This window comes from Spiroplasma mirum ATCC 29335, from assembly GCF_000565195.1.
GTDB classification, from domain to species: domain Bacteria; phylum Bacillota_I; class Bacilli_A; order Mycoplasmatales; family Mycoplasmataceae; genus Spiroplasma; species Spiroplasma mirum.
Genome location: NZ_CP006720.1, coordinates 528,779 through 542,715 on the forward strand (window position 1 = coordinate 528,779; position 13,937 = coordinate 542,715).

11 protein-coding genes are annotated in these 13,937 nt (G+C 30.7%); 10 read left to right on the top strand and 1 reads right to left on the bottom strand.

Annotated features, from left to right (window positions below):
• Positions 1-304 precede the first annotated feature (304 nt).
• The 6 genes from tkt (at position 305) to P344_RS02650 (ending at position 8,926) form a co-directional block, all read left to right on the top strand.
• Positions 305-2,263, top strand: a complete 1,959-nt coding sequence (tkt, locus tag P344_RS02625; protein WP_025317349.1) for a transketolase — start codon at positions 305-307, stop codon at positions 2,261-2,263.
• 237 nt (positions 2,264-2,500) lie between these two features.
• Positions 2,501-4,531, top strand: coding sequence for a hypothetical protein (locus P344_RS02630; RefSeq protein WP_025317350.1), 2,031 nt, complete (start codon positions 2,501-2,503; stop codon positions 4,529-4,531).
• 20 nt (positions 4,532-4,551) lie between these two features.
• The gene (locus tag P344_RS02635; protein WP_025317351.1) at positions 4,552-6,630 is read left to right on the top strand and encodes a hypothetical protein; all 2,079 of its coding nucleotides are present in this window, start codon (positions 4,552-4,554) and stop codon (positions 6,628-6,630) included.
• Between the two features lie 486 nt (positions 6,631-7,116).
• Complete coding sequence (locus tag P344_RS02640; protein ID WP_025317352.1) at positions 7,117-7,581, top strand: hypothetical protein; 465 nt, start codon at positions 7,117-7,119, stop codon at positions 7,579-7,581.
• 209 nt (positions 7,582-7,790) lie between these two features.
• Positions 7,791-8,516, top strand: a complete 726-nt coding sequence (locus tag P344_RS02645) for a hypothetical protein (protein WP_025317353.1) — start codon at positions 7,791-7,793, stop codon at positions 8,514-8,516.
• A gap of 191 nt (positions 8,517-8,707) precedes the next feature.
• The gene (locus tag P344_RS02650) at positions 8,708-8,926 is read left to right on the top strand and encodes a YneF family protein (protein WP_179945757.1); all 219 of its coding nucleotides are present in this window, start codon (positions 8,708-8,710) and stop codon (positions 8,924-8,926) included.
• 41 nt (positions 8,927-8,967) lie between these two features.
• Here P344_RS02650 and plsY read toward each other — a convergent pair whose 3' ends face one another.
• Complete coding sequence (gene plsY / locus P344_RS02655; protein WP_025317355.1) at positions 8,968-9,855, bottom strand: glycerol-3-phosphate 1-O-acyltransferase PlsY; 888 nt, start codon at positions 9,853-9,855, stop codon at positions 8,968-8,970.
• 313 nt (positions 9,856-10,168) lie between these two features.
• Between plsY and P344_RS06705 the strand changes: the two genes are divergently transcribed.
• The 4 genes from P344_RS06705 to P344_RS02670 all read left to right on the top strand — a co-directional run bounded on the left by P344_RS06705 (position 10,169) and on the right by P344_RS02670 (position 13,927).
• The gene (locus P344_RS06705; RefSeq protein WP_148552300.1) at positions 10,169-10,267 is read left to right on the top strand and encodes a lipoprotein; all 99 of its coding nucleotides are present in this window, start codon (positions 10,169-10,171) and stop codon (positions 10,265-10,267) included.
• A 19-nt stretch (positions 10,268-10,286) separates the two neighbouring features.
• On the top strand, positions 10,287-10,904 hold the full coding sequence (locus P344_RS02660) for a hypothetical protein (protein WP_025317356.1): 618 nt from the start codon (positions 10,287-10,289) through the stop codon (positions 10,902-10,904).
• 174 nt (positions 10,905-11,078) lie between these two features.
• On the top strand, positions 11,079-13,019 hold the full coding sequence (gene parE / locus P344_RS02665) for a DNA topoisomerase IV subunit B (protein ID WP_025317357.1): 1,941 nt from the start codon (positions 11,079-11,081) through the stop codon (positions 13,017-13,019).
• Positions 13,019-13,927: a hypothetical protein gene (locus P344_RS02670; protein WP_025317358.1), complete on the top strand. Its 909-nt coding sequence runs from the start codon at positions 13,019-13,021 to the stop codon at positions 13,925-13,927. Before parE ends, P344_RS02670 begins: the two co-directional genes overlap by 1 nt.
• Positions 13,928-13,937: the final 10 nt, after the last annotated feature.

Sequence of the window (13,937 nt, forward strand, 5' to 3'; positions counted from 1 at the left end):
ACTTTTAATTTTTATTTTAACAGTATCTGTTAACGGGATTCAGCACGCAAATCCAATAAAGCATATGAAAAAGTCTTCTATATATTCCTCTGTTTTTAATTATAACAAAAAAAAAAAAAACGAATTTTTTCCCGTAACTTATTTTAATATTTTTAGGTTATTTTTACAAAATTAATAATTATTGGTTAGTTAAAATTATAAAGAAAAAATAAGATTTTCTTGATTTTTGCTTATAAATTATAAAAAAAAATGTAAAATATAAGTATAAAGTTCGCTAAATATTTGATGAGGAGGAACAATATATATGAACAAATCAATTAATACTGTGAGAATGTTAGGGATTGAAGCAGTTAATAAAGCAAACTCGGGTCATCCCGGGATTATTTTAGGTGCTGCGCCAATGGCCTATACTTTATTTACTAAACATTTAAGAGTTAACCCCGAAGTTGATAAATGAATTAATCGTGATCGTTTTATTTTATCAGCTGGTCATGGGAGCGCCTTATTATATTCATTATTACATTTATCAGGATTTAATATTACAATTGATGATTTAAAAAAATTCCGCCAGTTAGGATCAATTACTCCTGGTCACCCCGAATCATACTTAACCCCTGGGGTGGATGTTACAACCGGACCATTAGGGCAAGGGATTGCGATGGCAGTTGGTCAGGCAGTTGCGGAAACTCACTTAAGTGCGCGCTATAATAAACCTAATTATAATTTATTTGACCATTATACTTATGTGATTTGTGGAGATGGTGATTTACAAGAAGGGGTTGCCCAAGAAGCAATTTCACTAGCTGGTCATTGAAAATTAAATAAATTAATTGTTTTATTTGATTCAAATGATGTCCAATTAGATAATATGGTTAGTGTTGCTCAAAGCGAAAATATTGCTGATCGTTTTAAAGCAGCGCAGTGAAACTATCTATTAGTTAAAGATGGGAATGATACAGCGGCAATTAATAAGGCCATTGAACAAGCAAAAACAAGTGATAAGCCAACTTTAATTGAAGTTAAAACGGTGATTGGTTTTGGAGCAACTAAGCAAGGAACGCCCGCTGTGCATGGTTCACCATTAGGAACTGATATTGAAACAGTTAAAAAAGTATTAGCATGAACAGAAAAAGATTTTTATGTTCCGGGAGAAGTTTATGAAGACTTTGAAACCAATGTTAAAGAACGGGGAATTAAAGAATATGACCGTTGAATTGCTCTTTATGAAAAATATTTGCAAGAATTTCCCGACCTAGGAAAAGAATTAGAACGTGCTATCCACGGTAATTTTACAATTAAAGCACAAGACTTTTTAGATTTAGCTCCAAGTAAACCCCAAGCAACCCGTGTCAGCAGTGGTAAAATTGTTGATCGCATTTCTGAATTACTACCAAACTGAATGGGGGGGAGTGCAGATTTAACTGGGAGTACTAAAGCAAAAGGCGCCGATGGTAATTACCAATTTGATAATCGGTTAGGAAGGAACATTGCCTATGGGGTCCGGGAATTTGCCATGGGAGCTATTAATAATGGAATCTATACCCATGGGGGGATTTTACCATTTGCTGGTGGTTTCTTTGTCTTTGCCGATTATATAAAACCAGCAATCCGGTTAAGTTCGCTAATGGAAATTCCAGTGCTATATGTATTATCCCATGATTCAATTGCGGTTGGTGAAGATGGACCAACCCACCAACCAATTGAACAATTAGCAATGCTTCGTAGTCAACCAAACTTAAATGTTTTCCGTCCTTGTGATTTTAAAGAAACCCTAGGAAGTTATTTAGAAGCATTACAACAAAAACACACTCCAAGTGCAATTTTAATTACACGGCAAGATTTACCAGAGTTAGAAACAACTAGTGCTCAAGATGTTAATAAGGGAGCCTATAAAGTTTTTGGGGCTGATCATAATAATGATGTTAATATCCTGGCCACGGGTAGTGAAGTTAGCTTAGCAATTAATGTAGCAAAAAAATTAACTGAAAAAAATATTTCCGCCAAAGTTATTTCAATGCCTTGTTGAGAATTATTTGCTAAACAACCAGCAGATTATCAAACAACCTTACTAGAAAAAAAAGCTTTAAAGGTTTCGTTAGAATTAGGAACAACTTTTGGGTGAGAAAGATATACTGGTAACGAGGGAATTAATATTGGAATTGATACTTTTGGTCAATCTGGAAACTTTCATTCGGTTCTAGAATACTTTAACTTTAATGTTGAACATATTAGTAATAAAATTATTAAAAAATTAGGAAAATAAGATTAGAATCTGGGTTTAGCCCAGATTTTATTTATTTTTTAACAAAAAAAATGTTTAAAAATAGCAAGGATGCCATTTGTCCGGTAAATATATCAAAATTATTTTATGATATACTAAAAGTGTAAATAAATAGTTAACAGAGTACTTAAAGTACCTAACAAGTTTAAAATGTTGGGTACTTTTTGTTTTATTCTCTAACTTTTATTTTATTTAATTTACCAGAAGGGATCAAATGAAATGATATCAAATAATAACTTAAATCAACTGTGTAAAAATTGTCAAAGTAATTTACAAGAATTATTTCAAAAAATTAAACAAAAAAAGCCGATGTTATTAAAACAATTACAATTTTTAAATGTGTACATTGGGGAAAATAATAGTGCACAAAGTGATTATAAAATTAAGCCCTTTGTTATTTTTCATTGTAAAAAAAATTATTTTGGATTATTTTATAAAAAAAATCTGATCAATAATAACCAGCTTAAACCGAACATTAAAAATCATACGGTTTATTTATCCTTGGCCACTATTAAGCAAAGTGCTAATTTAAATAACATTAAAGAGAAAATTACAACTTCAAACTTACCACTAGTAACTGCTCGCCAGCAACCATTAACAACGCGCCTGCAAACTGAACTTGTTGAACATCGTCAGCGGGTGGTGGGAGAAGTTGTTGATCCCCCATTAAATGCTCGGAATTTTGATTTGAATGCGGAAACCCGCCAAGCAGCCGGATTAATATATGTAATGCGCAATATTAACCGGAAATTAGTTCTTTTGTTTGTAATTATTATTTTAATCCTTGCCGGAATTGGGGTTGGGGGATGACAACTATTTAATTATTTAAATAAACCTCATACTACTAGTGTTGTCAAAACTGATATTACAAATGATGGGGGAACTTATAGACAATACCAAGCTATTATTGATGATACAACAAATAGTCAGTTAAAAACTGCCGTTCAACAAATTTCGGTGTTAAATCCCGATTTACTAAGTGCAATTGCTGATTCAGCAACAGTTTTATCAACTCAAGATGTTCTACAATATGACCACCAACCCCATTTAATGACAATTGATATCAACGCGGATAACGCCAAAATGTTTAAGGGCCATACGAAAGTAACCATGAATATTGAAGCAAAAAAATTTGATATTTCCTTTTTAAGTGGTGATTTTACAAATACAACTCCGCCCAAAACGACAACTTTAAACCAAATTAGTATTATTAAAGTTTTGGAAGGAATTCCTAATCTTAACCAAGATTTACTAACAGCGCTGCAAGACCCCCAAATTAAGATTGAAAATATTAGCGGTCAAATTCCGGAAGATGGGGAAAAACATTTAGTAACCTTTACTATTAATGCTAATGATACCACAAACTACTTAGGAAAAATTAATGCCAAAATTAATTTAATTAACCAAAAATTTGATATCGGTAATTTAAAAAATGATTATACTACTGATTCCGTAAATACTGTTAATGACTTAGAACGCCAAAGTTTGATTCAGTTAATTTTATTATTACCTGATGCGCCCCAAGAGTTAAAAAATGTCGCTCAAGAAACTAATGTTGTCTTAACCCCATCGCAACCAAAAATTCCTCGTGATGGCAAAACTTATGATCTTAATATTACCATTGATGCTAATAAAACCATTGATTATAGTGGTACTTTAACAATTAAAGTTAAAGTTAAAAATAGTGTACTTGATTTAGGTACTTTAAGTCAAGACTTAACTTCCCAACCACTTGTCATCGAACCAGACGTCAAAGCAACTGAATTAATTGATGCTTTACAACGAGTTGGGAATGTTAATCCAATTTTATTAGGTCTACTAAACCAACCAGGAATTAATATTTCAACCTTATCTGATTTTCCCCATGATGGGGTAGCCCATAAAATTGGGATTGATATTCAAGCCGAAGGAATTCCCCAATACACTGGTCAGGCCAGATTATGAATTATGATGAAATCAAGTAAAATTGATATTACCAGTGATGGGGGAAGTTTTATTCAATTTGGACCAGTTAATGGGAATGATACTAATATGGCTACTTTAATAAATGTGCTGGAACAATTAAATAAGTTAACACCTTTGAATTCTAATTTATTAGCCGCACTTAAAGATAAAAATATTATAGTCACTACTGACAGTCAGTTTGTAGCTGATAAAAAACCCCATGAAATAAATATTACAATTAATGCTATTAATACGAGTCAATATGAAGGAGTAGCAAAAATCTTATTAAATATGCAATCAACATAAACTAGAAAGGAGGATGTGCAATGAATAATGCCAATCAACAACCCCATGTTGTTATTTGTAATAATTGTAAGAAACGCTTACAGAGTTTATTAAAAACAATTAAAAAAGAAAACCCCTTATTAATTAAAAAACTACAATTATTACCAATTAAAACTGAAACTAATTTTGATTCAACAATGGATAATGATATTCAACCATTTTTAGTATTTCGTTGTTGGGATGTTTATTATGGGTTATTTAATAAAAAAAATTTATATTGTAACAATAAAATTAAACCCAATGTTATTAATAACATTGTCTATTTATCAGCCCAGACCTTTGCCAAAACCTTTCATATCCCTGATGTTCAACCAAGCCTTGCCCTCACCGTTGCTGAAAACCATTTACCAACCATTATTCCACCTTCCCAACACCAACTAGTTACGACCATTAAAAACAATGTTGATCTTCGTAACCCGGATGTTTTTTATCCAGAAATTGAAGATGAATATCATAGTCAGTTACAAGAATTATTAAAACATTACCATTATAAATTTATTATTCTAATTGTGGTTTTACTGGTGATTTTAGCAGGCATTGGCATTGGGGGTTGACAAATATATCAATATCTCAATCAACCAACAGCTCATGCTACTAATCGCATTGATATTTCCCATGATGGGGGATACTTTCCCAATGTGAGGGTAACTATTAATAACACTTCTTCGGACCAACTAACAAACGCTGTTCAACAAATTAGTGAGTTAAATTCCGATTTATTAACCGCTCTTAATGATCCTACCACGGTGTTAACAACTAGTGATCATTTACCATATGATGGGGGATATCACTTAATAAATATTACGGTTAATGCCACCCATGCCAAACAATTCGAGGGAATTGCGAATGTTACCTTAGCAGTTCGTGCGGCAAAATTTGATATTACTAATTTAGATGGTAACTTTAGTAACTTAGCTCCCTTAAAAATTATGAATTTAACCAATCAGAACATTATTAATGTCTTGCAAACAATTCCTGATTTAAATCCTAACTTAGCTAGTCTCCTCACTAATGACCAGTTAAAAATTAGTGACATTACTCCTTCAATATTAATTTCTGATGGCCGCCCGCACTTAATTAATTTTACCTTAGATGCTAATCAAACAAAACAATTTCAGGGCACATTACCAGTCAGTGTTTATTTTATCGCTACAAAAATTAATATTAGTAATATTAATGGTAATTATTTAACTAGTCCCCCGGTTGTAGTTGGTGATTTAACCCATGATAATCTAATTTATTTAATTCAAAATGTTCAAGGTGTTGACGCAAACTTAGCCACTGCGGTGAATGATCCGAATATTTTTGTTTCAACATCTTCAACGCTTCTTCCAAATAACCAACCAAGTGAAATTGATATTACTGTGGATGCCAATGCAACAAAAAATTATACGGGAACGTTACTAGTAAAACTACAAGCAAAAAACGGAACCATTGATATTTCTAATTTAAACCAAGATTTAACTTCCCAACCAGCGGTTAGTGAACCAGATACCAAACCAAATGAATTGATTGCGGGGTTAAAACAGGTTACAGGTCTTAATCCTACTTTACTTTATTTGCTTGACCAGTCTGGAATTAAAGTAACAACTGATTCTGTTCTTAACCATGATGGTCTTGCGCATAAAATTGATATTAAGATTACTGCGCTTGCGATTCCGAATTATACTGGCCAAGCCGTTGTTTCAATAATGATGAAGTCTACTAAAATTGATATTACTAACGATGGTGATGATTATACTAATCAACATGTTACGATTGGGAATGATTTAAATGCTAACACATTAATTGCTGCTTTAAATCAGTTAGGACCCACAATTGTAAATGAGAATATCTTAGCAGCCATTAAAGATCCCCAAGTGATTGTTACTTCTGATTCCCCATTTCAAGTTGATAATAAACCACATTCCATTAAGATTACTATTGATGCTCAATATACCAAACAATATGAAGGAACTGCCCATGTCAAAATTTTAATGCAATCTAATAAAATAAATATTACCAACGATAGTGGATATTATTCACAATACCAAAATGTTATTTTTTTTGCAAGATACTAGTCAAGAACAACTATTAGCGGGATTAGAACATAGAACAGTTAAAAAACTTTGGAATTAAGCAAACTTTATTAGCCGGCATTAAAGATCCGCACATTCAAATCTCTTCTCCAGATAGTCCTACTAATTTTATCGGTAAAAAAAATTACCATTAATATTAATGCGGATAGTACAGCCCAGTTTTATGGAAAAACGAGCGTTACCATTTGGGCTAATTTTAATGGACAGCAACGAGCAAAATTTAACAGTTCTGTTGAAGCAATAACCAACCTAAATAAAATTACTTATGTCGGAACTGCCGCGGGTGATCTTTATTAACAACAAGATCAAAGTTGAACAAAAATTGCTAATTTAAAAAATTCAATTAGTAAAATTTTAGTTAATAACAACAAAATTTATGTTGAAACTGTGCAAGGAACAATCTATTGTTCTGATAATTGAGCAAAGTCACTTGCTAATTATTAAGCAGCTAATAATATTCTAGATAATATGTATTTTGACCAAAATAATATTTTACATGTTGTAATAATTAATATTGGAATTGCAATTTCCCGGATTCAAGAGTTTTTATTGTCAGACTGAACAACTGATATTTTTGATAATAATTTATATTGTTCGCGAATGTTATATGATGGCATCATTAATAATGATGATGTCATTGTTACTAGTATTGGAATTTATAATACAACAAAACATACCCAAACAAAGTTCCCAACTGATAGCGGGATTGGGGTTGGTTTTTTAGCAGGAAATGATAATCATTGGTATGTTCTTATGAGCCAAGGTAGTCTTTTACAATATAATCCGGTGAACTTTGGCTACCACCAAATTTATAATTTTAAAAAAATGATTACATCCGCACTACTTGTTAATTATCAAGATAGTTTTTTAATTTGAACTAACGATAGCAGTCTCTATAACTTTAAACAAATTAACCACCCAATTGTTAAATAAGGATCATCAATCAGTCAAATTTTAGTGAATGAAGATGCGATTTATTTACGTTGTCAAAATAAAATTTATAGTTCTCATAATAACTAAAAATCGCAAGTCGAAAGCATTAACGCAGCGACAATTTCGCTTATTAATGGTAACTTATGGGTTGGCTATCAAGAGAATTATTTATTTGAACAAACTTATTAAAATTAGAAAGAAGGAATAATATGAAAAAAGCAATTCAATACCAAACGACGCCGGTAACGCCGAGCAAAAAAAGTAAGAAGAAAATAATTATCTGATCTATTATTGGAACAGTTTTATTAGCGGGGGTTAGTGTTGGAGGATGACAAATCTATGAATATTGAGTAAAAACTCATCAGCATGTTGACCGCCGGATTAATATTTCCCATGATGGGGGTAATTATACTAGTAACAAAGCTAAAGTTACTAATACTTCGCAAGATCAATTATTGTTAGCTTTAAAAACAATTACTACTTTAAAACCTGATCTTTTGCAAGTGTTAAATGATAACCATGTGGTGGTAAAAACTAATGACCATTTAATTTATAATGGTCAATATCAATCTTTGAAAATTATTATTGATGCTAGTGATACCATAAATTACCAAGGAACAGCAGCTGTAACAATGTCAATTGCGACAAGTATTATTGATATTTCCCATGATGGGGGTGAATTTTTAGACAGTAAAGCTCAAATTAGTGATACTAATTTACCAACCTTAGTTAGGGCAATTATTAGTGCCATTCCTAATTTAAATCCTGATTTAAAAGGAGCATTACAAGACTCCAATATTTACTTAACAACAACCGATAAATTACAATATGATGGTCAATACCATCCAATGAAAATTGATATTAATGCTAATAATACTAAAAATTATTTTGGCGAAGCATTCATTACCATTAGTGTGAAGGCGAAAACAAATTAATTAAAAATTAACCTTTCGAAAAATAACTTGCATGATTAATTTGCTGAAAAAGTTATGAGAAGTTACGAAATTTTTTCAATAAAATTCTTAATTATGTTAAAATATTGTAGATAACTAATATTCTTTTTAATAATTATTAGTTTTATTGATAAATTGTCATAAATTACGACTAGAGGAGGTAAATTAATCATATGATACCATGATGAGCAGGTTTAATAATTGGGATTGGTTGTTTAATCATTGGTGGGGTATTAGGATTTATTATTACAAAAAAAATTGTCCAAAAACAATTACGTGATAATCCCCCAATTACAGAAAAACAAATTCGTGCCATGTATATGCAAATGGGAAGAAAACCTTCAGAAGCTGATATTAAAAAAGTTATGAACTCCATGAAAAGGGCAAAATAATGCTATAAAATTAAAAAAATGTTAATAAAATTAACATTTTTTTAATTTTTTTTCGTTTTGTTTTTTGTTGCTTTTAAATCATTAATTTCTTCTGTTAATTCAGCTTGTTTTAACTTACTAGTTTTGATTTGCTGATTAATTTTGTTACTTTTTTCGGTTATTTCCAGTTTTTTTAGTTTATTAATATCAGCTTTTTTATGGATATCGTATTTTTTTTCTTGCCCTGTTCATAACCGTTTAATATTTTCATGGTGTCGAAAGACTAGTAAAATAACTCCTAGTGAAGCCATAATATTAATTAACGCAAGACTATCATAATAATTGTCATAATTAAGATTGTGAAATTGATTAAACCAAACTAAGTTACTATCCTTTAATAACTGGCCATCAAAGTTAATTACATTGATCCCACTTAGTTGGGGAATTCAACATAACGCCCCAACCATAATTGCACTTATAATTGATGATAATGATACTCTTCTTCAAATAAAAAAGACTACTCATCAAACTACTGCGACAATTAAGAAATAATAGGGGTTTGTCATTCATAATAATCCTAAAAAAGAAGAAACTGTTTTCCCACCTTTAAATTTATAATAAATTGGATAACAATGACTTAATAAAACAAAAAATGTTGGAACATAATAACTAGTTGAGCCAAAATTAACATCATCGACCGCAATACAGCTAATTCCTAGGGTAATAAACATGACAATTGTTATTTTTAACATATCTAAAAACATAATAACAAATCCTCATTTTTTTCCTAATACCCGGCTAGTATTAGTCGCCCCGGCATTTTTAGAATGATATTCTCTGACATCAACTTTAAAAAAGAACTTACCAATAAAAATTGATCAACTAAAAGAACCAATTAGATAAGCTAAAATACATGCAATGATTGTTCCAATATAACCATATAGATTCATTAATTTAAACACCTCTTAAATTATTATAACCTAAATGGAAGTATTTTTAATGAATATCCCAGATAAATCTTGGATAACAATATTTTTTGCAAAAAATTAATATTGTCGCAATTTTATCAATAATTTTTAATAATAAGTAATAATTTTTCCTAATCAAAAGAAATAAATTGTTTTTTTATAGAATACAAATATGGAAAAGGCATATGAAATAGGTAATTATTCAATAGCAATAGCAATTTGTAAGAACAAAAATAGTTGTTTATTTTGTATATTTTCGTAATTAATTAACTAAACTAAACTGAGGAAGAAAATAGTGAAGAAATTATTAGCAATTTTAGGCGCAATTGGATTGACAGCTACTGGTGCTTCATCAGTTGTGGCATGTAACAAGGAAGAAAAAAAGAAGATATAAAAAAATTTACCTTCATATAGTGAGTGACGCCCACAAAAAAGAAATTGCCTTAGCAGTTTCTAACGCCATTGCAAAAACAGCTAATAAAGCAGTTGGTAAAAACATAGGTGGTTATAAAACTATTAATAGTGTGGTAATTAATATTTTAAAATCAATTTCACAAATAAGCAATTTAACTGGAACTAAGTTACAAGTTAATGTGTTAGATGAAAAAAATTCTGAATTTACTAGTCATCATAGTGAATTTAAAAATGGTGACAAAATTATTATTGCCGTTAAAGCCTTAAGCGGATCAGAGTTAAAAGAGAGTTTAAAAGTTAAATTAACAGTAACTAACCAAGTAGTTGTTAATTTAACAAAAGTAACAATTACAGTTCCTGACCAAACAATTCCTGGGGATACAAGTGTCGTTGGGGATGTTACAGCTTTACAAACAATAATTATTAATGCTGTTAAAAGAACTTCTGGTTTATCAGGGTTAGTTATCAATACAGATTATACAATTGAAGAGTTAAATCAAATTGTTGTTGGAAAAACACCAACAGAATTATTAGCATTTAAATTTTTTGTTAAAGCAAAAAGTAATAAAGCCACTGGGGAAACACCTAAATTTAGTCTAAAAGTTACAAAAGCATAATTTAATTATTTGAAAAAACATCCAACATAAAGTTTACTAGTTAATGAAATTAAGACTAACTTTATTACAGATGTTTTTACAAAAATAAATTATTTTAATCTTTATTTGTAAAACTTCGGATATTATTGTATGATATTAAGGATTATCAAATACTTAATAAAGGTGGGATAAACAATGGACAATAATAACAAAACTTTACATTATGATGAATCTTCAATTCAAATCCTAGAAGGTTTAGATGCTGTTCGTAAACGCCCAGGAATGTATATTGGTTCAACTGATATTCGGGGATTACATCATTTAGTTTGAGAAATTGTTGATAACTCAATTGATGAAGCTTTAGCAGGATTTGCTAGTGAAATTAATATTATAATACATAAAAATAATGGTATCACGGTTAAAGATAATGGCCGGGGAGTTCCAATTGGTAAGCATGCGAGTGGAAAATCAACACCAGAGGTTATTTTTTCAATTTTACATGCCGGGGGAAAATTTGGTGGTGATGGTTATAAAACATCTGGAGGACTGCACGGAGTTGGTTCCTCAGTTGTTAATGCCTTATCAAGTGAGTTTGATGTCACAATTTATCGGGACAAAAAAATTAGTAAAATTAAATTTAATAATGGGGGAAAATTAGCCCAAAAATTAACGACAATTGGTTCGGCAACCACAACGGGAACTACCGTTTATTTTGTTCCGGACCCCGAAATTTTTAAAGTGATTGATTTTTCATTTTCAACAATTTCAGAGCGAATCCGGGAATCAGCATTTTTAAATAGTGGGTTAAAAATTACCCTCCAAGATGAACGCACTGATAAGTATGTTGAGTATTTATTTAATAATGGGTTAGAAGAGTTCATTACTTATATGAATGAGGGGAAAAAACCAATTACTCCAATTATCATCTTTAAAGGAATGGAAAAAGACATTGATGTTGAAATTGCTTTACAATATTCAACTGAATTTAACGAAAACTTATTAAGTTTTGCTAATAATGTTAAAACAAGTGACGGGGGAAGTCATGTGGTTGGTTTTCGTACGGGATTAACAAAAGTTATTAATGAGTATGCGCGCAAAGAAGGTTTATTAAAAGAAAAGGATAAGAACTTAGATTCAACTGATACCCGGGAAGGGTTAACAGCAATTATTTCGGTAAAAATCCCTGAAAGTTTAATTCAATATGAAGGCCAAACAAAAGGAAAATTAGGAACTAGTGATGTTAAAATGGCAGTTGAAAATATTGTTGCTAAACAAATGCAATTTTGGATGTTAGAAAATAAAACGAATGCCTATGCAATTATTGAAAAAGCATTATTAGCCCGTACTGCAAAAGAAGAAGCACGGAAAGCACGGGAAGCAGCCCGTGGCAATAAACGAAAATCTAATAGCGAACGGTTATTAACAGGAAAATTAACTCCTGCCCAAAATAAAAATAAAAAAGTTAATGAATTATTTTTAGTTGAAGGGGACTCCGCGGGGGGAAGCGCGAAATCAGGACGTGATCGGAAATTTCAAGCCATTCTTTCATTACGAGGAAAAGTTATTAATGCAGAAAAAGCAAAATTACAAGATTTAATGAATAATGAAGAAATTAATTTAATGATCCATGCTATTGGCGCTGGGTTGGGTAATAGTTTTGATTTGGAAGATGCTAACTATGGAAAAATTATTATTATGACTGATGCGGATACTGATGGGGCCCACATTCAAACTTTATTATTAACATTTTTCTACCGCTTTATGCGTCCGTTAATTGAAGACAAACGTGTTTATATTGCCTTGCCACCCTTATTTAAAATTACTAATTTAAAAAGTAAAAAAGTTAGTTATGCCTGAAATGAAAACGAGTTAAAAACAAAACTAAAACATCTGAAAGATAAGTTTGAACTACAACGTTACAAAGGGTTAGGAGAAATGAACGCTGAACAATTATGAGAAACAACAATGAATCCCGAAACTCGTCAGTTAATTGCAGTAACCATTGATGATGCCGCGATTGCGGAAAAACGGATTGTAACCTTAATGGGCGATGATGCTAAAAAACGCAAAGATTGAATTGATGAAAATGTTAAGTTTACTTTAGAAGATGACTTTCAACCGGTGGTGGGACAATAATGATGGAAAATATAATTTTTAATATTAAAATTAATCTTGATAATGTTAATAAAGTAAATGCGATTACTAGCCAGTATGAAAATTTTGTTTGAAATTTTTTGCGTTATGAAGAAACAACCGCTGAGTTAAAAATTTTTGTTTACCGAAAATTTGATTTGAGTAGTAGTGAACAAGATAAAATTATTGCTCAAACAACAGTTGCGAAAAACAACCCCCAAGCTTTAAACACGATGCTTTACATTAGCCAACTATTATTAGAAAAAACCTTGGCAAAAAATAATTTTATTCAAACAAGTATTCATGAGCATCCTGATTTGTATCGTTTAGAAACTAGCACAAATTTTTATCTATTAACGAAAGCAGGGGAAAAGTTTTTTAGTCAAGGTTCTAATGAACTGCAACTAAGATATTTTAACTGGGATTTAGCTGGCTTATTATTTAATTTAAAAGCCGCGGGAGAAGTAGTCTTTCCGGATAATTTATTAAATGATAATCCAAATCAGTTAGTTACAAAAATTAAAGAATGAAGTGCCAAAGGACAAAGTCTTAGTTCAAAACTAAATAATATTGCATGGTTTAAACATTATTATTTGGAATTAACAGAAACTACTAATGGTTTAGTTTTGACATATTGTTTTAAAAATGCTGAAGACCAAACGCAAACGCCTGGTCATCAAATTGTAATTAACAAAAATGATGTTCCCGCTTTACAAGATAGTTTAAAATTAGTCTATGAATTTTATTATACTAATGACAAAATTTTACAATTTGTTCGTACATTAATTTTAGATGTTAAAAATTCTATTTTAAATTATTATCGTCAAGAGGATCAATGAAAATTAACCGCCATTGGATTTGAAATTTTTTTAAAAATAACAATTGAAAAAATTATTAATCCCCATTTATAAATCAGAAAGG